Here is a 20,658-nt window from a genome sequence, read left to right as displayed (position 1 = left end):
ATGGCTGACAACTTGTCCGCAGACGTAGTGGTTGTCGGTTCCGGCGTCGCCGGCGCCCTGGTGGCGCACCAGCTGGCAGCGTCCGGTGCTTCGGTGCTGGTGCTGGAAGCCGGGCCGCGGCTGGAGCGCTGGCGCATCGTCGAAAACTATCGCAATACGCCCAGCAAAGACGATTTCATGGTGCCCTATCCGTCCACCAAATATGCGCCGCATCCCGAATACACGCCGGAAAACAATTACCTGATCCTCAAGGGCACGCACAAGTACAACTCGCAATACATCCGCGCCGTCGGCGGCACCACCTGGCACTGGGCCGCTGCCGCCTGGCGCTTTCTGCCCAACGACTTCCGCATGAAAACGCTGTACGGCGTCGGCCGCGACTGGCCGATCAGCTACGACGAACTGGAACCTTATTACTATCGCGCCGAAGTCGAACTCGGCGTGTCCGGCCCCAACGACGGCACCGATCTCGGCTCGCCGCGCAAGCAGCCCTATCCGATGGATCATTTGCCGCTGTCGTGGAACGACCAGCGCTTCAGCGCCGTGGTCAACGCCAACGGCCACAAGGTGGTGTCGGAACCGGTGGCGCGCAACAGCCGCGCTTACGACGAACGGCCCAACTGCTGCGGCAACAACAACTGCATGCCGATCTGCCCGATCGCCGCCATGTACAGCGGCATCATCCACGTCGAGAAAGCAGAAAAAGCCGGCGCCAGGGTGCTGCCCGACGCCGTGGTCTATCGCATCGAAGTGGACGCCAAAGAGCGCATCAGCGCGGTACATTACAAGGATCCGGAGGGTGTCACGCACCGGGTCGCCGGCAAGTATTTCGTGCTGGCGGCGAACGGCATCGAGATTCCCAAGCTGATGCTGATCTCGACCGACGACAAGCACAAGAACGGCGTCGGCAACAGTTCGGGCCAGGTCGGCCGCAACCTGATGGACCATCCCGGCACCGGTGTCACCTTTCTCGCCAATGAAGACTTGTGGCCGGGACGCGGACCGATCGAAATGACGTCCATGGTGGATATGCGCGACGGCGCCTTCCGTTCCGAATACGCCGCCAAGAAACTGCATCTGAACAATATGGCGCAGACCAACCACGCCGCCCAAAGCGCCCTGAAGGACGGCCTGGTCGGCCTCAAGCTGAACCAGGAAATCCGCCGCCGCGCTGCGCGCACGGTCAACATCAACAGCTTCCACGACATCTTGCCGAATCCGGAAAATCGCATACGGCCAAGCAGCGAGAAGCGCGATGCGCTCGGCATTCCGCAACCGGAAATCACTTATTCCATCGACGATTATGTGAAGAAGAGCGCCGTGCTGACGCATGAAACCTACGCCAGCATCGCCGCCATGTTCGGCGGCACCGAGGTCAAGTTCGACGACGATTTCGCGCCCAACAACCACATCATGGGCGCCGTCATCATGGGCGGCGATCCGCGCGATTCGGTGGTCGACGCCCATTGCCGCTCGCATGACCACGAAAACCTGTTCATTGCCAGCAGCGCGGTGATGCCGGTCGCCGGCACGGTCAACTGCACGCTGACGATCGCCGCCCTGTCGCTGCGCATCGCCGACACCTTGAGGACAGTGCTATGACGGCCCGCTCGCAAATTTCCGCCTGGTGCGGCGGCCTGGCGCTGGCGGCCGGCCTGGTGCATGGCGCTTTTGCCGCTGCAGGCGCCGCCGCTGCGCCGAACGCCGACCAGATCAAGCGCGGCGAATACCTGGCCAAGGCCGCCGATTGCATCGCCTGCCACACGGTCGATCCGGCCAAGCCCTTCGCCGGCGGCTATCCGCTGGCGACCCCGTTCGGCACCATCTATGGTCCGAACATCACGGCCGACAAGGAAACCGGCATCGGCGACTGGAGCGACGAGCAATTCGTGCGCGCGCTGCACGAAGGCGTCGACGATGAAGGCAAGCGCCTCTACCCGGCCTTCCCTTACGCCTCCTTCACCAAGCTGTCGCGCGACGATGTGCTGGCGATCAAGGCCTATCTGTTCAGCTTGCCGCCGATACAGCAAAAAACGCCGGAAAACAAACTGCCCTTCCCGCTTAACCAGCGCTGGCTGATGGCCGGCTGGAACCTGTTCAATTTCACGCCGGGCGAACTGAAGGCGGATGCCGCCAAGAGCCAGGAATGGAACCGCGGCAATTATCTGGTCAATGGCCTGGCGCACTGCCAGGAATGCCACACGCCGCGCAATCTGACCATGGGGCTGGACCTCAAGCGTTCCTTCGGCGGCGCCCAGCTGGGCGGCTGGACCGCGTTCAACATCACGCCCGATCCGGTCAGCGGCGTCGGCGGCTGGAAAGACGAAGAACTGGTGCAGTACCTGAAAACCGGGGTAGCGCCAGGCAAGGCTTCGGCTGCCGGCGGCATGGCGGAAGCCATCGAGCATAGCTTGCAGTATCTGACCGATGACGACCTGAAGGCAATCGTCACCTATCTGCGTAGCGTGCCGGCAGTCAACGATGCAGCCGACAAGAAGCCGCGCTATGCCTGGGGCCAGCCGGCCGACGACGATGCCGAGATCCGCGGGATTGCCACGGTGTCGGTTAGCAGCAATGCTTCCGGCGGCGCCGAACTGTTCAGCGGCAGTTGCGCCAGTTGCCATTCTGCCAGCGGCAGCGGGGTGGTCGACGGCTACTACCCGTCGCTGTTCAACAACAGCGTGGTCGGCGCCCGCGATCCGGGCAACCTGCTGATGGTGATCCTGGATGGCGTGCAACGCCGCGGCGCCAGGGAAGAAACTTTCATGCCCGGCTTTGCCGGCCACCTGAATGACGGCCAGATCGCCATGCTGGCCAACTACGTGGTCAAGCAGTACGGCCATGCCGATACGCCGCCGATTACGCCGGAACAGGTCAAAGTGCAGCGCCAAGGGGGACCACCCTCGCCCCTGCTCACATTATTGCCGGTGGGACTGGCGGCCGCAGCGCTGATCGTGGTATTTATACTGTTTTCAATCTTCAGGCGCGGCGGCCGTCGCCGGCCCAAGTAACCGCATTACAAAAAAGGAAACGGATTCTCATGGCTTTACGCATCATCGCCACCGGCGGCACTTTCGATAAACACTACGACGAGATCGCCGGCAAGCTGACCTTTGCCGCCAGCCACCTGCCGCAAGTGATCCAGCGCGCCCGCATCACCACGGAAATCGCGCTGGAAGAGCTGCCGCTGCTCGATTCGCTCGACATGCAGGACATCGACCGCCGGCGCGTGCTGGCGTCCTGCAGCCATGCCAAGGAAGAAGCGATCGTCATCATCCACGGCACCGACACCATGCGCGAAACTGCCGCGGTGCTGGGAGCGGCGGTCCTGGACAAGACCATCGTGGTGACCGGTGCGATGATTCCCTATGCCATCGCCAATTCCGACGCCCTGTTCAATTTCGGCTTTGCCTGCGGCGTTGCGCAAGTCTTGCCGCATGGCGTGTACGTGGCGATGAACGGCAAGATCTTTGCCTGGGACAAGGTAGCGAAGAACCGCACTGCAGGGGTTTTCGAGCCGCTGTAACGTCAACCACCTGCCGGATCTGGCGCAGACGAAAAAAAACGGGGCAGAATTTCTGCCCCGTTTCACATTTTCACATTTTTCCTGCAACTACTTGGCGGCGCCGCTCAGGCCGCGCGCTTCCAGCAAAGGCCCGACATCCGGGCCGCGTCCGTAGAAATCCTTGAACAAGGCGCTGGGATCGCCGCTGAAGCCGCGCGACAGCACCTTGGCGCGCAGCAGGTCGCCGTTGGCGCGCTTCAGGCCGCCGTGGGTATTCATCCAGTGCTCGGTATCCTTGGCCAGCACGTCGCTCCAGATGTAAGCGTAGTAACCGGCGGAGTAGCCGTTGGAGAAGACGTGCGAGAAGTACGTCGTGTGATAGCGCGGCGGCACCACGTAGCCCTTGGCGCTGCCCAGCGCCTTGGCTTCAAACGCCATCACATCGGTGACGTCCGGTGTCTGGTTGGTCGACAGCTGGTGCCAGGACTGGTCCAGCATCGCCGCCGCCAGGTACTCGGAAGTATCGTAGCCGGCGCTGAACTTGCGCGCCGCCAGCAGCTTGTTGAGCAGCGCCCGCGGCATCGGCTTGCCGGTCTCGTAATGCTTGGCGTAGTGCGCCAGCACCTTCGGATCGTGCGACCACATTTCGTTGAACTGCGACGGATACTCGACAAAGTCGGGCGGCACCGAGGCGCCGGAGAACATCGGATATTCGACGTTCGAGAACAAGCCGTGCAAGCCATGGCCGAACTCGTGGAACAGCGTGTTGACTTCGTCGAAACTGAGCAGCACCGGCTTGCCTGCGGGCGGCTTGGCGATGTTGATATTGTTCGACACCACCGGCTTGGTGCCGAACAGGTGCGACTGCGAGACATAGTTGTTCATCCAGGCGCCGCCTTGCTTGTTGTCGCGCGCGAACGGATCGAACAGGAACAGGCCGAGCGCCGAACCGTCTTCATTGAACACCTCGAAGACGCGCACATCCTGCTGGTATACCGGCAGGTCGGTGCGCTCCTTGAACGTGACGCCGTACAGTTCGTGGGCGGCGTAGAACACGCCTTCCTGCAGCACGTTGTTGAGTTCGAAGTAAGGCTTGATCTGGGATTCATCGAAGCTGTAGCGCGCCTTGCGCACCTGTTCCGAGTAAAAGCCCCAGTCCCACGGCTGCAGCTTGAACGGCTTGGTATGGCTAGCCTTGGCCTGGCGGTCGATCAGCTGCTGCATGGCGGCCGCTTCCCTGCGGGCGTTGGCGGCAGCCGGCGGCGCCAGCTGCGCCAGCATCTTGTTGACCGCGGCCGGAGTGCCGGCGGTTTCCTCTTCCAGCACATAGGCCGCGTGGTTCGGATAACCCAGCAAGGCAGCGCGCTGTGCCCGCAGCTTGACGATCTGGGCGACATTGCCGACGTTGTCGCCGGCGCCGCCGTCGCCGCGGTTGATCGAGGCTTTATAGATGCGCTCGCGCAGCTGGCGATTCTTGAGCTGCGCCAGCACCGGCTGGTCGGTGGTGTTTTGCAGCGTGATCAGCCACTTGCCTTCCAGCTTGCGGCTGGCGGCGGCTTGCGCGGCGGCGGCGATGCCCTCTGCCGACAAGCCATCCAGGTCGGCGACCTTGTCGATCACGATCGCGCCTTCATTGCTGGATTTCAGCAGGTTTTGCTGGAATTGCGTGGTCAGCGAAGAAAGCTGCTGGTTCATCTTGCGCAACTGATCTTTTTCCGCCGGCGACAGGCGCGCGCCGGCCCTGACGAAGTCAGTCCGGTAACGCTCCAGCAGGCGCAGCGATTCAGGATCGAGGCCAAGGCCGGCGCGCTGCTGGTACAGCTGTTCGATACGGGCGAACAAGGCAGGATCGAGGAAAATCGCGTCTTCATGCTCAGCCAGCTTAGGGGCGATATCCTGCTGGGTCTGGTCCAGCACCGGGCTGGTGTTGGCGCTGATCAGGTTGAAGAAAACATCCTTGACCCGTCCCAGCATCTGGCCGGAACGCTCCAGCGCCACGATCGTATTGTCGAAGGTGGGCGCCGCCGGGTTGGCGGCGATGGCGCTGACTTCCTGGCGCTGCTGCGCCATGCCGGCTTCGAACGAAGGCTGGTAGTCGGAATCCTTGATCTTGTCGAAAGGCGGCAGGTTGTAAGGCAGGGAGCTGATCTGCGCGAACGGCGAAGATGCGGCATAGGCTGCGCTGGCGGTGGCGGCGTTCTGTGAGGCCTTGGTCGGCACGTCGCAGGCCATCAGGCTTACGGCGGCAGTCACCATCAACCCGCATACCGCGATACGTTTCGTCGAAACTTGCATCTATTCTCCTGGAGTGAGTACGGCAATTGTTTTTCTGACGAAACATTTTACGCCGCATTCATGAAGAATGGATGAGGCTTTTCCCGGCTTTTTCGAGCTGAAGCCAGGTAAATACAGGCCGGGATGGCGCTGCATGTTCCAGCGCCATCCCGGCCCGCTTGCTGCAGGTTCAGAAGCGGTGCTGGATCCCGCCAATCACGCCGGTCTGGCTGCTGCCGTAGGCGATATCGTCACGCGACAGGCCGACCAGCTGCTGGTTCTTGGCCTTGGCATAGGCCGCGCTCAGATACAGGTCGGTACGTTTCGACAGCGCGTACTTGCCGCGCACCGAATACATGATCGGATCGGCATCCTTGCCGCTGGCGACGTTCTTGATGTTTTGATAGTAGATGGCGCCGATCAGCGTCACTACCGGCGTCACCTTGTAGCTGGCGCCTCCCCAGAAGAAATCGCTGCGCAGGTCGGGTGCGTTCGACGCCAGCGTCTTCTTGTAGTTGCGATAACCCAGGCTCATGCTCAGGTTGTCGCCGAGCTGGTAATTGCCGGCCAGGTGGATGCTGGTGGCCTTGTCGTAAGCGCTGCTGGTAGCGCTGGCGGCGGCGCCGTTGACCCGGTCATAGGTCAAGGCGACACGGAAAGGACCGCTTTCGTAGCCCACGCCCAGATCGTATTTCGCGCTGTCGCTGGCGCTGCCGGCAGTCTCGCCAAAGCCATAGGTGGCGCCCAGCTTGAAGTCGCCGAACTTGCCCTGGTACTTGACGATGTTCTGCAGGTTGGTCGGCATGCCGTCCTTGCGCCCGCCGGTGGCGCCGGCCGAAGTCACCCACGAATACTGGGCCGAATAACCCATGGGGTCGAACGGCAGGATGAAGTCATAAGTGGTGGTAAAGGAGCGGCCCAGGACCACCCGGCCAAAGCCGCCTTCCAGGCCGACATTGGCTTGCCGGTTGAACAGCACGCCTGCGCTGTCGAATTCGCCGGTGTCGGTCTTGAAGCCGTTTTCCAGCTGGAACACGGCTTTCAGGCCGCCGCCCAGGTCCTCGCTGCCGCGAAAGCCGATGCGCGAAGTGTTCATGGCGCCGGAACTGAGGCGCAGCAGGCTGTCCTTGCTGGCGTTGGCGTGGTTGACGTACTCGACGCCGGTATCGATGAGGCCGTAGATGCTGACATTGGTTTGCGCGTAAGCGCCGGACGTGATTGCCCCGAGCGCGGCCAGGGTGGCGGCCGCCAGGTGTTGTCTGTTCATGTTGCTTCCTCCAGTATGGTATTTTTTTGTTGGCTGTGCGAATGCCGAGCAGCTGCACAAAGGCTGTTGTGTGAGCTCTCCCCCCTTTCCTCTTCTTTAGTCTGCAATCAGAAAGCCCATAGCGCGTCTTGCGGCAATTGCAGCCAGTACTCGCCCGGCGCCAGCCGCTGCCGCGCATAGGCGCGCAAGACGCTGCTGTCGTCGCCGTTGCGGAATACGCATTCCCAGCGATCGCCCAGATACATGCAGGTGGCCAGCGGCAGCCTGATGCTGTTCTCGACCGGGGTGTCGGCAATGTTGACTTGCTCGACGCGGATGATGGCGACCGCTTCCTTGGTGTCGCCGGCAGCGGCGCCGCCGCGCAAGGTGGCGCTAACGTTGCCGCCTTCAACCTGCAGCAAGGCCTGGGCGCCATCGCGCTGCAGCAGCTTGGCGGACAGGCGGTTGTTGCTGCCCATGAATTCCGCCGTGAACAAGGTGTCCGGCGTTTCGTACATGCTTTGCGGCGTGCCCTGCTGTTCGATCTTGCCGTTGTTGAGCAGCAGGATGCGGTCCGAGATCGCCATCGCCTCGGCCTGGTCGTGGGTCACCATCAGCGCCGACAGGCCCAGCCGCACGATCAGCTCGCGCAGGAAGGCGCGCGCTTCTTCGCGCAGCTTGGCATCGAGGTTGGAGAGCGGCTCATCGAGCAGGATCACCGGCGGGTTGTACACCAGCGCGCGGGCGATCGCCACCCGCTGCTGCTGGCCGCCGGAAAGCTGGTGCGGAAAGCGCTCGCCGAGGTGGCCGAGGCCGAGCTGGCCGAGCACAGTCTTGACCCGTTGGGCGATATCGCTGCCGTTCATCTTGCGCAGCTTGAGGCCGTAGCCGACATTGTCGGACACGGTCTTGTGCGGCCACAAGGCATACGACTGGAACACCAGTCCGAGATTGCGTTCTTCGGCCGGAATTTCCAGTTTGCGCTGGCCGTCGAACATGATGCGTTCGCCGATCTGGATGCTGCCGGATTTCGGCGATTCCAGGCCTGCTACGGCGCGCAGCAAGGTGGTCTTGCCGCTGCCGGAAGGACCCAGCAGGGCGACCACTTCGCCGCGCTGCAATTCCATCGACACGCCTTTGAGAATCGGATTGGCGCTGGCGCCGCTGCCGTAGTCGAGATGCAGGTTGTTGACACTTAATTCGCTCATGATGATTTCCTGTTTTCGTTTTGCTTAGTGGTGCAGCTCAGTCGTGCAGCTTGATGCCGAAGCGCAGCGCGATGCCGAGGCCGATGGCCACCAGCGTGATGTTGATAAAGGACAGCGTCGCCACCAGGTCGACCGAACCGGAAGCCCACAGCGACACGATGAGCGCGCCGATGACTTCGGTGCCGGGCGACAGCAGGTACACGCCGGTGGAATATTCGCGTTCGAAGATCAGGAACACCATCAGCCAGGCGCCCAGCACGCCGTAGCGCACCAGCGGCAAGGTGACGTCGCGCGTGACTTGCGAACGGCGCGCGCCGACTGCGCGGGCAGCTTCTTCCAGCTCCGGTCCGACTTGCAGCAGCGCCGTCGTGATCAGGCGCAAGCCATACGCCAGCCACACCACCGAATACGCTAGCCATACCGAGAAAATGGTGGAACGCAGCTCGCGCAATTGCGGAATGAAATTTTCCACCAGCCAGTTGGCGACCACGTTGTCGAAGCCCTTCAGGAAACTGTCGAGGAAAGACGGCACGAACAGGAATACCCACAGGAACGACAGGCCGGCCAGCAGTCCCGGCACGGCGCGCGGAATCAGCACGCTGTAGTCGAGGAAGCGAGTGATGCCGTCGGCCTTGCGGTGCATTGCCAGCGCGATGCAGCAATAGCAGGCCACCGCAATCGCGCCGCCGATGACGCCGATCAGGATGGTGTTGACGATGCCGCGCACCAGCGCCGGCTGCTCCCAGATGTCGCGGAAGTGCTGGAAAGTCAGCGCATCGAGCAGCGACACGCCGTAACCCCAATGCGAAACGAAGGCGCGCAAGGCGATGCCGGACAAGGGAATCACGATGGTGAAAATCAGCCAGGCCGCGATCAGGCTGAACGCCAGCCATTTCCATTTGCCCAGCGGCAGCGCCTTCTGCCGCGCACCCTTGCCCTTGATCGAGACATACTTGTTGGCCGAACGCAGCAGCCAGCGCTGTATCATCACCAGCGGCAGGGTCACCGCCACCAGGCACACTGCGACCGCCGCCATCAGGTGATAGGAAGGCGTGCCGAGCTTGTTGGTCAGCTTGTACAGATAGGTCGGCAGCACCAGGTGGCCTTCCGGATCGCCCAGCACCAGCACCAGGCCGAACACTTCAAAGCCGAGGAAAAACACCAGCACGCCGGCATAGGCCAGCGCCGGCATGATCATCGGCAGCGACACGTTCAGCGCCACCTGCAGCGGCGAAGCGCCGGCTACGCGCGCGGCTTCTTCGACGTCGGCGCCGAGGCTCTTCAGCGCCGCCGAGGCGTACAGGTAAACATGCGGCACGTGGGTCAGGCCGGCGATGATGACGATGCTGGGGAAGGCGTACACATTCCATGGCGTCGCCTCGATACCCACCATGCGCAGCAGGTCCTGCATCCACACGGTATAGAAGCCGACCGGTCCCATAGCCACCACATAGCCGAAAGCGATCACCATCGGCGAAACAAAAATCGGCACCAGCAGCATCGGCGCGATCCAGTTGCGGCCCGGCAGGTCGGTGCGCACCATCAGGAAGGCCAGCATGCCGCCCAGCGGCACCGCGATCAGGGCCAGGCCGCTGGCCAGCAGCAGGCCGTTAATGAAAGCCTGGCGGAAATCCGGATCGTCGAAGATGAAGCGATACGGTTCCAGGCTCAGGGTTTTGACCGGCGCGAAAAATGGCGCGGATAAAAAACTTTGATAGAAAATCAGCAGCAGCGGCAGGAAAATCGCCACCGCCGCCAGCGTGACCACCAGTCCGCGCGGCCAGTTGAGGCGCGCCAGCCGGGAGCGGCTGGCCAGCGGATGGGGAGGAGAAATCGAAGTCATAGTGTGTACCTTGCTGAAAACCTGCTTGAAAACTGCGGCCGGCTGCGCTCGGGGCAGCCGGCCTGGATCCTGCCAATCCTGCTGTTACTTCTTGCCCGCAGCAGCCTTCCACTGCTTGAGGAAAGCCAGGCGCTTGCTCTGGTCCAGGTATTGCAGCAAGGCCGGGGTCAACGGGATCGGCTTGAGCGCATTGCCGAGCTGCGTGGTCAGGCCGGCCACGGTGGCGTTGCCGCCGACATCCGAGCGCAGCGAATACAGCTGCGATTCAGTCGAGATGACGGTCTGGCCGCGCTTGGACAGCAGGTAATCGACCCACAGCTTGGCGGCGTTCATGTTCTTGGCTGACTTGTTGATGAACACCACGCGCGACAGCACCAGGTTGTAATCCTTGGTGAAGGCCACGCCGAGCGATGGATCCTTGGCGGCGCGCGCCTGTGCATAGGAACCGATGACGTTGTAGCCGATCAGGTTCTCGCCCGAGGAAATCCGCTCCAGCATGGTGCCGGTGGAGGATTGCACGCGGATGCTGACGTCGCCGAAGGTCTTGGCCAGGTCCCAGAATTGCGGATTGATCTGCGCATCTTCGGTGATGAAGGAAAAGCCGACGCCGGATTTTTCGATATCGTAGGTGGTGACCTTGTTGCGGAACTTGTCGGCCTTCGTGCTCAGCAGCTTGACCAGGTCGGCGTGGGTGGCCGGCACTTCGTCGGCACTGACCAGACGCTTGTTATAGACAATCGCCAACGGCTCGAAAGTGGTGCCGTAGGCGCTGTCCTTGTAGTTGGCCCAGGCCGGAATCGCTGCCGCTTCCTGCGACTTGTAGACCGCGCCGTAGCCTTCGCTGACCAGCTTGAACTGCAGGTCCATGGCTGACGACCACAGCACGTCGGCGGTGGCGCCGCCGGCGGCGGCTTCGGAGATGAAGCGGTTATAGACTTCGGTCGAATTCATGTCGTTGAACTCGACCTTGACGCCGGGATAGAGCGCGCTGAAATCCTTGATCAGCGGTTCCGCCGCCTTGGAATCGGTGGCGCTGTAGATCACCAGCTTGCCTTCCTTTTTTGCGCTGTCGACGATCTTGGCGTAATCCGCCGGATAGCCGGCCGGCGCTTGTGCGGAAGCGTTCAGCGCCAGGCTGAATGAGAGAGCGGCGAACACCGCAGCCAATGGTTTTAAAGGTTTTTTGATCAACATGGGTGTCGTCTCCTGATGGTTTCAGATGGTTATGGGTGCTGCTGATGAATCCGGGTTAAAAGCTGCAGGCAACAGTCGAGCACCGGCCTGCCAAGGCGTGGCGGCCACTTGCTGTCGCTTGCGGGAGTTTTGCCGGGCCGGAGGCCGCGGCGGGGTTTATCCGGGGTTTATCTAATTAAGCCGAGCTGGTCCGATTGCTTGCGGTAGTCTTCAACGGTTTTCTTTATATATGCTGTCAGCTGGTTGCCGCTCATGGCGAACGGTGAAAGCCCGGTGGCGGCGCGCAGCTGCGTGAATTCAGGCGTCGCCATCATGGCGTCGAAGCGCTTGACCCAATGCCGGTAGGCGGCATCGCTGACTTCCGGTCCGACATAGACGCCGCGGATGATCGGCCAGCTCACCGCTAGGCCCTGCTCGCGCGCGGTCGGCACCTGCGCCAGCGCGCCCGGCAGGCGCTGTTCGGACAGCACGGCAAGGATACGGATTTCACCATCGAGCGAATGCAGGGTGGCTTCCGAGGCGTCGCCGGAGACGACCTGCACATGGCCGGCGCGCAAGGCGGTGAAGGCTTCGCCGCCGCCTTCCAGCGCGACGAAGCGCAGGGTCTTGGAATCGATCTGGCTTTGCTTGGCCAGTATGGAGATTTTCAGCCAGTCCTGGCTGCCGACGGTGCCGGCGGCGCCGATCGTGACCTGGGCCGGATTTTTCTTGAGCGCGGCCAGCAGGTCGCGCAGCGTCTTATAGGGAGAATCGTGGCGCACTGCAATCATGCCGTAGTCGACGCCGATGGCCGCCACCCAGCGCACATTGCTGACGTCGGCATCGCCGTATTTTCCCTGCGCCAGATTCATCAGCGAACCGCCGGAAAACGCCACCAGCGTATCGGCTTCGGCGCGGCGCTGGCTGACGATGGAATTCCAGGCGACGGCGCCGATGCCGCCCGGCAAGTAACTGATCTTCAGGGGATCTTCCTGCGCCTCGGCGACGGCCGGGATCTGTAAGCCTTTCTGGATCAGCTTGCAGGTGACAGCCATGCCGCCGCCCGGCTTGGCCGGGGCGAGGCACTGCAGCGGCGCTGCCTGCGCAACGAGCGTGACGGATGTGACGAGTGCACCGAGTGCACAAATCCGGGCGATTGCAGAATTCATTGTCTCCTACCCATTCTGTTGTTATGCCTCCTGCGGCGCCTGATCGGCGGCAGGGGTGAAACCGGGCTTTTATACGTTTTTTTGCATCATAGCGGCCCCAGTCTTTCATTTTCCTTTCACTCACATTTTGCCAACAGCGGTTTTCTGTGTGAGTATTAACGTCCTCTTTTTTTAATCCCAACTGCCCCAAGCCATGCGGATTTTGCTGATTGAAGACCATGTCGAGCTGTCGCGCTGGCTGACCAAGGCATTGCAGGATGCCCACTGGTCGGTCGAATGCGCCATGAACGGCGCCGATGCCGACAGCCTGCTGCATACCCAGCAGTATGCACTAGTGATACTCGACCTCAGCCTGCCGAAGATGGACGGCCTGGAGGTCTTGAAGCGCCTGCGCGCGCGCGGCAGCAAGACGCCGGTGCTGATCCTGACCGCGCGCGGCGGCTTGCAGGACCGCGTGCAAGGCTTGAACCTGGGCGCCGACGATTACCTGGCCAAGCCCTTCGAACTGGTCGAACTGGAGGCGCGCGTCAAAGCCTTGCTGCGGCGGGCGCAAGGCGGAGAGGCGCCGGTCTACAGCTGCGGCGCGCTGCAGTTCGATACCGTCACGCGCATGTTCAGCTACGGCGGCGCGGCGCTGGCGCTGACGCCGCGCGAACATGCGGTGCTGGAAGTGCTGATCAGCCGCGCCGGACGCGTGGTGTCCAAGGAAAAATTGTTCGATGAAGTATTTTCCCTGGTCGACGACGCCAATCCCGATGCGATAGAAATCTATATCCACCGGCTGCGCAAAAAATTGATCCGCAACGGCGCCGAAGCGGTCGCCATCACCACCTTGCGCGGCCTCGGCTATCTGCTGGAAGTCGCCGTCGTAAAATGAATGCGCCAGCCAGCCCTGCCGCCGCCAAACCCGCAAAATCCCTGGGAAGCTTGCGCAGCCAGCTGTTGAGCTGGCTGCTGATCCCATTGCTGCTGCTGGTGGCGCTGGATGCTTTTTCGGTCTACCGCAATGCGCTCGATGTGGCCGACCTGGCGTACGACCGCGCCTTGCTCGCTTCTACCCGCGCGCTGGCGGAGCGCGTGTCGGTGGTAGACGGTAAAGTCGTTGCGGATGTCCCCTACGTCGCGCTGGACAGCTTTGAAACCGACACCCTGGGACGCATCTACTACAAGGTCACCGGCACCCGGGGTGAATTCGTCTCCGGCTACGAAGACTTGCCGGCGCTGCCGCCCGATGTGCCGCGCTCGGAAATCTATCCGGCGCTGGTGCGCTTCTATCACGCCAGCTATCACAACCAGCCGGTGCGCATCGCCGCCCTCTATCAGCCGGTCTACGACGACTCGATGCGCGGCATCGCCCTGATCCAGGTCGGCGAAACCATGGATGCGCGCAGCGACCTGACACGCAAGATCCTGTTCAGCACCTTGTGGCGGCAAGGTCTGCTGGTGTGCGTGGCGGCGCTGCTGGTGTGGTTTGCGGTGCGCTTCGTGCTGCGCCCGCTGATGCAGCTGAAAGCGACGGTGGAAGCGCGCGCCAGCACCGACCTGGCCGATTTCGACGCCGACCAGGTGCACAAGGAAGTGCGGCCGCTGGTGGTCGCCATGAATGGCTATATGGGGCGCTTGCAGACGCTGATCAGCGGCCAGCGCCGTTTCATCGCCGATGCCTCGCACCAGCTGCGCACGCCGTTGACGGTGCTGAAAACACAAGCTGAGCTGGCCATGCGCGAGCTTGACCGTCATCCCAACGACCCGCGTGCCTGGCAAGACATGCGCGAGATCGTCGCCAGCATCGCCGGCACCACCGACGCCACGGTGCACCTGGCAAACCGTTTGCTGACGCTGGCGCGCGCCGAGCATGGCGTGGCCGAGAGCGGCGTGGCGCCGGTGTCGCTGACCAGCATTACACGCCAGGTCGGGCTCGAATACGCGCTCATGGCTGTCAAGAAACAGATCGACTTGTCCTTCGATGCCGGCGAGGATCTGATGGTGGACGGCAGTGCCCTGCTGTTGCACGAGCTGGTCAGCAATCTGCTCGACAATGCGATTCACTATACGCCGGCCGGCGGCAAGGTAACCTTGCGTGTGCGCTACGACAGCGTGGCGCAGCGCGCGCTGCTGCAAGTGGAAGACAGCGGCATGGGCATCGCTGCCGAAGACCGCGAACGGGTCTTTTCCGCTTTCTACCGGGCGCCGTCGGCGCAGCAGCAGAATCCCAGCGGCGCCGGCCTCGGCCTGTCCATCGTGCGCGATATCGCCAGCTCGCATGGCGCGCAGATCGTGCTGGGCGACGCCGGCGACGGCACGGATGGCGCCGCCGGGCTAAAGGTCACGCTGAGTTTTCCTTTGTCGTCATTGGCGCATTGGGCTTAGGATTTGCGTTTTGCCTCCGCCTTGGTAAGCTACCTGGCATGATGTTCCTGGTGAAGGAGACTGGCTTTGAGCGATACATCCATCAAGATGGTGCACGGCACGGCGCTGACAGATGCGCAGAAGAAGGATTTGCTGAACCGGCTGGCGCGGGTCGAGGGCCAGATCCGCGGCGTGCAGAAACTGATCGCCAATGCCGCCGTGCCGGCCGACTGCGACAGCGTCGCCCAGCAGCTGGCGGCGGCCCGCAAGGCGCTGGACCGCGCCTTCATCACCCTGCTGACCGATGCCATCGTCACCCACAGCGCAGCTGCGGCCACGCCGGAGCAGGCCTTGCAGAGTGCGCAGAATCTGGCGGCGCTGCTGGACAAGTTCGGCTGACGTTTGTTCTTCAAGGCGCTGCCGACAGACTTTAGGCGCATCCCTTATTTCGTAAACCTCCGTGTCATTCCTATAATTCCTTTCTCAAAATGTGGCGCTGAAAAGGAGTAAGGCATGATCGTGGCCGGCAATCGCCCCGCTGCGCAGTCCGGGACCGGCATGATAGAAGTGCTGGTGGCGATGGCCATCGTCGCCTTCGCCATGTTTGCCCTGATCGACATGCAGACCACGGCGCTGCGCTATCAAAAGACAGCGCATGTGCGCGCCACGGCGGGCCAGTTCGGCGCCGATCTTGCCGAGCGGGTGCGCGCCAATATCCGCGGTGCGCACGAGGGCGCCTACAATTTGCCGCGGCAGATCTATCCGGCATTGGATGCGCTGGCGCCGGCCTGCTTCAATCCCGGCCGCTGCACGGCGCAGGAACTGGCGGCACGGGACATCCATGACTGGCGCAGCCGCCTCAGCGATGCGTTGACGGGAGGCTGGGGCGAGATCAGCGGCTCGGTCAGCAGCGGTTTCACGATACGGGTGTATTTCCGCGATGCCAGCGTCCCGGGCGCCCCGTTTGCTGAAAATTGCCGGCCGCTCGCCGCCGATCCCGCAAGCTATAAAGATGTCGCCTGCTTCGCTACCGCGTTCCTGCCATGAAGCGCGTTAGCCTTTGCCTGCAACGCGGCGCGGTGTTGCCGATGCTGCTGATCAGCCTGCTGGTCATGGCCTTTCTGGGTTTCAGCGCCCTGAGCACGGCGCTGCTGGAAGAAAGGATGGCTGCCAATGCCGGTAGCCGGCAACTGGCATTCCAGGCCGCCGAACATGCCTTGCGCTTTTGCGAGAATCAACTGCAACTGTCGCCGGTCACGATTCCGCAGCTCAGGCAAGGACCGGTTGCGGTGGATGGCGCAAACAGCATGCATTACTGGGAAATGGCCGATAGCTGGCGCAACGACAAGATATCCATTCCGGTACCTCGCATCGGCACTGAAGGCCTTGCCCCGGCAGCGCCGGCCCGCTGCCTGGCCGAGCGCCTGGAGCTGGACGCCGACCTGCAATTCCAGCTGCACGCGCCACAGCCGCGGCCAGCCTTCCGGATTACCGCGCGCGGCGTCGGCGCCGGCAATGCGGCGGTGGTGCTGTTGCAGAGTTATCTGCTCCTCTAAGCCGGCGTCTCATGAGCCCTCTGTTTCCCTGCATTTGCGCCATCGTTCTGGTCTTGTCCTCTGCCCCGGCTTCCGCTCCTGCTGCGGAGACGCCGGATGAACCGCCCTTCGTCTATGTCGGCAGCTATGAAGCGGGGTCATGGCTGGGACATGTGAAAGCCTATCCGGTTGGCACAGACGGCGTTGCCAAAGTCGCCCGGTGGGATGCCGCCGATCTGATTCCGCCATGGCGGTCGCGCCGTATCGGTACAGCCTCAGGCAACGCCAACGCGATAGCATTCGAATGGCTGCAGCTGGACGATGCGCAAAGAGCCCTATTGTCTTCCGAAGATCTGCTGGAGTACTTGAGAGGCAATGACGCGCTGGAAGCCAAGCATGGCGTCGGCGGCTTCCGCAATCGCCATGGCAAGCTGGGCGACATCATGTATTCCGCACCGCTGTATGTGGGTCTGTCCGACTCTGCATATCAGTTCCTCCCAGGCGGCGCCGGCGGCAGCGCCTATCAGGAATATGTCAAAAGCAAGAAGCGGCGCCAGGCCATGCTTTACGTCGGCGCCAACGACGGCATGCTGCATGCGTTCGATGCCCTCGGCGGCGTCGAAACCAGCGCCTTTGTGCCAAGCGCGGTATTTGACGCCTTGCCTCGATTGAGCGAAGCCGGCTACCTCCATCGTCCCTACGTGGATGGCTTGCTCAGCGTTGGCGACGCTTATCTGGGCGCCGCGTGGAAAACCATCCTGCTGGGCGCAACCGGCGGCGGCGCCAGGAGCCTGTTTGCGCTGGATGTTAGCACACCGCCGGTTCCTGCGCCGTTGCTGTGGCAACGGAGCGCCGAAGACGACGGCACAGGAGCAAGCGACGACGACATGGGGCACCTGATCGGGGAGGCGTTCGCCGTCCGGCTGGCGAACGGCGCCTGGGCGGCAATCTATGGCAACGGCTACCAAAGCGAAAACCTGAGTGCCGTGCTGTATCTGGTCGAGTTGTCCGATGGAGGTCTGATCAAAAAAATCGCCGTCGGCGCAGGAGACGCCGAATCGCCGAACGGCCTGGCGACGCCGGCGCCGGTATTCAACCCGCAGCGCGCTGTCAGTGCGATCTACGCCGGCGATTTGCGAGGCTGGCTCTGGAAAGTCGATTTGAGCGCGGATGAGCCTCAGCGCTGGCAGGTCGCTTTCAGCAAGACGCCCCTGTTCATCGCTGCCGACAAGGGCGGCAAACCGCAATCGATCACGCAACAGCCCTTGCTTGCACAGCATGCCAAAGGCGGCGCCCTGGTCATGTTCAGCGGCGGCAAGCCCGGCGATGGCAGGATTCCAGGCGAGGCGCAAAGGCAAAGCCTGTATGGCGTCTGGGACAAGGCTGGGAGCGGCCCCGTCAGCGGCAGAGAACAGTTGCAGCAGCAGATGCTGAGTGAAGGCAGCGATGGCACATGGCAGCTAAGCAACAATGGCGTCGATTGGAGCGTGTCGCGCGGCTGGTATGTCGACCTGCCGGAAAAGATCGGCTATGTCGTCGGCAAGCTGCAAATTGTCGATGGCCTCTTGTGGGTGCTGACTTATGCGCCCGCGCATGACAAGTCCTACCTGCTTGCGCTCGACTACAACAGCGGTGGCGCCAGCAGCGATGGCGCATTCATCGGGCTTCTGAACCATGCCGCGCTGGTCGATGTGCCCGCCTCCATGGTCACGCCGATTTTCATCAAGCTGCCGGATGGCCGCAAACAGCTGGTGATCGCCGGCCGCGACGGCTTGCCGCATGCGGTCGATATCAATCCGCGAACCCGGTCCCCGGTGCGGACCTGGCGCCAATTGCCGGTGCCTGCGGCTGTTGTCGATCCCGACTAGAGGCGGCGAGTCGCTTGAGCAGAGATCGTGAACGGGGAATATCCGGCGTCCTGATGCCGGACCATACCGGCGCGCGCGGGCTGATCGGCAATACTGTTCCGTTGGCAGAGTGTCGGAGACGTTAAAAAGCCCGCTGAACGCGGGCCCTTAGCTGGATTGAAACTCAATCGTCGTCATGGTGGCGATGATGCTCACGCCATCCTTCCCGGCGACGCCATTCTTCGCGGCGCCAATCTTCGTCGCGCCGCTCGCGCCATTCGCGGTGTTCGCGCCAGCCCGGTTCCACATAGACCGGCTGCGGCGGCGGGTAATAGACCGGCGCCGGCACATAGCGCGGTTCGTACTGCACTACCGGCGGATAGTAAGGTTGCGGCGACGGTACATAAATGCCGACACCGACATTCACGCCGGCAGCAGCACTGCCGCACGCACCCGCTGCGATGGCGCCAAACGCCAGACATGCTAAAAGTTTTTTCATTTGATTATCTGATTTCCTGTTTGCCAATCTATCTGCAGCGATTTCGCCATTTCACAGCCTCAGTTTACGGGCTAGCGCGCGTCAATGTTATTCCGAAAGGCAACAAGTGTAACGTTAAGTAATTTATTGTGGCAAAAATTAATGCGGGTTAGCATGTCATTTTCCTGATTCGCCTTATTTGACGCGATCCACAGAGAAGCGTATCGGTGCACAATCGCGGCGAGGCGCGCGCTGCCTGGGCAGCCTGATCAACCAGAACAATAAAGGAAGCACGCATGGGCAAGGGCCGCCTGGAAGCCTTCAGCGATGGCGTCATCGCCATCATCATCACCATCATGGTGCTGGAAATGAAAGTGCCGCACGAAGCCAGCCTGTCAGCACTGTGGCTGATCTACCCGGTGTTTGTCAGCTATGTACTGAGTTTCATCTACACCGGCATCTACTGGAACAACCACCATCACATGCTGCACGCCGTGCAAAAAATCAACGGCTCGGTGCTGTGGGCCAATCTGCATTTGCTGTTCTGGCTCTCCCTGATTCCCTTCGCCACCGGCTGGATGGGTGAAAATCATTTTTCGGAAGTGCCGGTCGCCCTGTATGGCGTGGTGCTGATGATGGCCGGTGTCGCTTATTACATCCTGAGCCGCGTGCTGATCAAGCTGCATGGCAAGGACTCCGCCCTGGCCAAGGCCGTCGGCAGCGATTTCAAGGGCAAGATCTCGGTGGCCGGCTATGCCCTGGCGATACCGCTCTGTTTTCTGAACCGCTGGATCGGGCTGGGACTCTATGTGCTGGTCGCCGTCATGTGGCTGATTCCGGATCGCCGTATTGAAAAAGTGATCAACAGCTGAAAAGCCGTTCCGCAAGCCGCCAATCAAGCCCTGGAAAAATTGGCGGCCACCGGCAGCTGGCGCAGCAACGACGCGCTGCCGCTGTCGGTGATTACTGGTGCGGCTTCTGGCTTGGCGATGGCATTTTATTATCGACACGAGGCTCGTAAATATCAGTTGCCGCAATGACCGCAATGACCGCCGGCGGGGATTGCCGGGCTGGGATGTAAAAAAGCCTCGCGGTTGGCGAGGCTTTGGAATTACCGATATGTGAGGAGATTCTAGCCATCCAGTGCTATCTGCAAAGTGACAAGGCTATGAATGAATCTACTCACATATCCGATAAGCTGCGACAGGCAGATGTAGCTATCTTAACGAAAGAATATGACAGGAGTTTGACATTCAAGGTTTGCCGGTAACATTATTGCCGGCGCCGCGGGCAAAAGCGTTCGGCACGTGGTGCAAATTAATACACTTTACTCCCCTGAGATGCGGGATAATTTTCCGATTGTACGCATCGGCGTGCGCCATCATCTGGATATTCATGAATCTTCTCGCGTCACGCGCAGCTTTGCTATTGGCTGGTGTTTCTCTTTTCGGCGGCATGCGGGCAAGCGCAGCTGCGGCAAACCCCGACGTTCAAACCATCGTCCTGCTACGCCACGGCGAAAAACCCGACGCCGGCCTCGGGCAGCTGAATTGCCAGGGTCTCAACCGCGCACTGGCCTTGCCGCGCGTGCTCGAAGCGAAGTACGGCAAGCCCGATGTCATTTTCGCCCCCGATCCCGCCACGCAAAAGAAAGACCGCGGCACCAGCTACGATTATGTGCGTCCGCTGGCGACGGTCGAGCCCAGCGCCATTTACTTCGGTATGCCGGTGAATGCCTCGATTGATTTTTCCAAGACCGACGACCTGCGCAACGCGCTGCTGGCGCCGCAATACCGCCGCAGCCTGCTGGTGGTCGGCTGGGAGCACAAGATCATCGAGGAGCTGGCGCGCCAGATCGTGGTGGAATACGGCGGCGACCGCGCCAGCGTGCCGCACTGGGAAGACAATGACTTCGACAGCATCTACCTGCTGCGCATCGTGCGCGATGGCGGCGCCGCCAAAATCAATTTCAGCGTCGACAAGGAAGGACTGAACGACCGTCCCTTGACCTGCCCCGCCGGCTAAACCAGA

The 20,658-nt window shown here is 61.9% G+C and carries 20 protein-coding genes; 12 read left to right on the top strand and 8 right to left on the bottom strand.

Features of this window, described 5'->3' with window-relative positions; translation table 11 throughout:
• Genes AC07V8_RS11295 through AC07V8_RS11285 form a run of 3 tightly spaced genes read left to right on the top strand, consistent with a single transcriptional unit; the run spans nt 1 to nt 3,526 of the window.
• Entirely contained in the window at nt 1-1,602 is a 1,602-nt protein-coding gene (locus AC07V8_RS11295) for a GMC family oxidoreductase (RefSeq protein WP_494678445.1), read from the top strand.
• On the top strand, nt 1,599-3,011 hold the full coding sequence (locus AC07V8_RS11290; protein ID WP_494678446.1) for a c-type cytochrome: 1,413 nt from the start codon (nt 1,599-1,601) through the stop codon (nt 3,009-3,011). Before AC07V8_RS11295 ends, AC07V8_RS11290 begins: the two co-directional genes overlap by 4 nt.
• Before the next feature lie 29 nt (nt 3,012-3,040).
• On the top strand, nt 3,041-3,526 hold the full coding sequence (locus AC07V8_RS11285; RefSeq protein ID WP_494678447.1) for an asparaginase domain-containing protein: 486 nt from the start codon (nt 3,041-3,043) through the stop codon (nt 3,524-3,526).
• A gap of 87 nt (nt 3,527-3,613) precedes the next feature.
• On the opposite strand, the gene AC07V8_RS11280 is transcribed toward AC07V8_RS11285, so the two are convergent.
• The 6 genes from AC07V8_RS11280 to AC07V8_RS11255 form a co-directional block, all read right to left on the bottom strand.
• Nucleotides 3,614-5,800 carry a M3 family metallopeptidase gene (locus AC07V8_RS11280; RefSeq protein WP_494678448.1) on the bottom strand — a complete coding sequence of 729 codons (2,187 nt, stop codon included), beginning with the start codon at nt 5,798-5,800 and terminating at the stop codon, nt 3,614-3,616.
• Between the two features lie 169 nt (nt 5,801-5,969).
• Nucleotides 5,970-7,046, bottom strand: coding sequence for a porin (locus AC07V8_RS11275; protein ID WP_494678449.1), 1,077 nt, complete (start codon nt 7,044-7,046; stop codon nt 5,970-5,972).
• Nucleotides 7,047-7,153: 107 nt separating this feature from the next.
• Nucleotides 7,154-8,233, bottom strand: coding sequence for an ABC transporter ATP-binding protein (locus AC07V8_RS11270; protein ID WP_494678450.1), 1,080 nt, complete (start codon nt 8,231-8,233; stop codon nt 7,154-7,156).
• A gap of 37 nt (nt 8,234-8,270) precedes the next feature.
• Nucleotides 8,271-10,076, bottom strand: a complete 1,806-nt coding sequence (locus AC07V8_RS11265; protein ID WP_494678451.1) for an ABC transporter permease — start codon at nt 10,074-10,076, stop codon at nt 8,271-8,273.
• Nucleotides 10,077-10,160: 84 nt separating this feature from the next.
• The gene (locus tag AC07V8_RS11260; protein ID WP_494678452.1) at nt 10,161-11,270 is read right to left on the bottom strand and encodes an ABC transporter substrate-binding protein; all 1,110 of its coding nucleotides are present in this window, start codon (nt 11,268-11,270) and stop codon (nt 10,161-10,163) included.
• A gap of 167 nt (nt 11,271-11,437) precedes the next feature.
• Nucleotides 11,438-12,418, bottom strand: a complete 981-nt coding sequence (locus AC07V8_RS11255; RefSeq protein ID WP_494678453.1) for a Bug family tripartite tricarboxylate transporter substrate binding protein — start codon at nt 12,416-12,418, stop codon at nt 11,438-11,440.
• Nucleotides 12,419-12,611: 193 nt separating this feature from the next.
• Here AC07V8_RS11255 and AC07V8_RS11250 point away from each other — a divergent pair, with 193 nt between their 5' ends.
• The 6 genes from AC07V8_RS11250 to AC07V8_RS11225 all read left to right on the top strand — a co-directional run bounded on the left by AC07V8_RS11250 (nt 12,612) and on the right by AC07V8_RS11225 (nt 18,170).
• Nucleotides 12,612-13,295, top strand: a complete 684-nt coding sequence (locus tag AC07V8_RS11250) for a response regulator (protein WP_494678454.1) — start codon at nt 12,612-12,614, stop codon at nt 13,293-13,295.
• Nucleotides 13,292-14,788 carry a sensor histidine kinase gene (locus AC07V8_RS11245; RefSeq protein ID WP_494678455.1) on the top strand — a complete coding sequence of 499 codons (1,497 nt, stop codon included), beginning with the start codon at nt 13,292-13,294 and terminating at the stop codon, nt 14,786-14,788. Before AC07V8_RS11250 ends, AC07V8_RS11245 begins: the two co-directional genes overlap by 4 nt.
• 66 nt (nt 14,789-14,854) lie before the next feature.
• On the top strand, nt 14,855-15,166 hold the full coding sequence (locus AC07V8_RS11240; protein ID WP_211442674.1) for a metal-sensitive transcriptional regulator: 312 nt from the start codon (nt 14,855-14,857) through the stop codon (nt 15,164-15,166).
• Nucleotides 15,167-15,280: 114 nt separating this feature from the next.
• Complete coding sequence (gene pilV, locus AC07V8_RS11235; RefSeq protein ID WP_494678456.1) at nt 15,281-15,814, top strand: type IV pilus modification protein PilV; 534 nt, start codon at nt 15,281-15,283, stop codon at nt 15,812-15,814.
• Nucleotides 15,811-16,323, top strand: a complete 513-nt coding sequence (locus AC07V8_RS11230; RefSeq protein WP_494678457.1) for a pilus assembly PilX family protein — start codon at nt 15,811-15,813, stop codon at nt 16,321-16,323. The genes pilV and AC07V8_RS11230 overlap by 4 nt, the downstream gene beginning before the upstream one ends.
• Nucleotides 16,324-16,334: 11 nt before the next feature.
• Complete coding sequence (locus AC07V8_RS11225; RefSeq protein ID WP_494678458.1) at nt 16,335-18,170, top strand: pilus assembly protein; 1,836 nt, start codon at nt 16,335-16,337, stop codon at nt 18,168-18,170.
• Between the two features lie 163 nt (nt 18,171-18,333).
• Here the strand turns inward: AC07V8_RS11225 and AC07V8_RS11220 are convergent, their stop codons facing one another.
• A complete protein-coding gene (locus tag AC07V8_RS11220; RefSeq protein ID WP_494678459.1) occupies nt 18,334-18,648 on the bottom strand; it encodes a hypothetical protein in 315 nt (104 codons plus the stop codon).
• Nucleotides 18,649-18,923: 275 nt separating this feature from the next.
• Between AC07V8_RS11220 and AC07V8_RS11215 the strand changes: the two genes are divergently transcribed.
• Nucleotides 18,924-19,499 (top strand): TMEM175 family protein, encoded by a 576-nt coding sequence (locus tag AC07V8_RS11215; RefSeq protein ID WP_494678460.1) that lies wholly within the window; start codon nt 18,924-18,926, stop codon nt 19,497-19,499.
• A 39-nt stretch (nt 19,500-19,538) separates the two neighbouring features.
• Nucleotides 19,539-19,667, top strand: coding sequence for a hypothetical protein (locus tag AC07V8_RS11210; protein WP_494678461.1), 129 nt, complete (start codon nt 19,539-19,541; stop codon nt 19,665-19,667).
• A gap of 213 nt (nt 19,668-19,880) precedes the next feature.
• On the opposite strand, the gene AC07V8_RS11205 is transcribed toward AC07V8_RS11210, so the two are convergent.
• Entirely contained in the window at nt 19,881-20,024 is a 144-nt protein-coding gene (locus tag AC07V8_RS11205) for a hypothetical protein (RefSeq protein WP_494678462.1), read from the bottom strand.
• On the opposite strand from AC07V8_RS11205, the gene AC07V8_RS11200 reads away from it, so the two are divergent.
• Complete coding sequence (locus AC07V8_RS11200) at nt 20,023-20,652, top strand: histidine phosphatase family protein (RefSeq protein WP_494678463.1); 630 nt, start codon at nt 20,023-20,025, stop codon at nt 20,650-20,652. The two genes, AC07V8_RS11205 and AC07V8_RS11200, sit on opposite strands and share 2 nt — an antisense overlap.
• The last annotated feature ends 6 nt before the right edge of the window (nt 20,653-20,658 follow it).

The organism is Collimonas sp. GW821-FHT02H07 (genome assembly GCF_059421505.1).
This window is presented reverse-complemented; position numbering and strand designations above follow the sequence as displayed.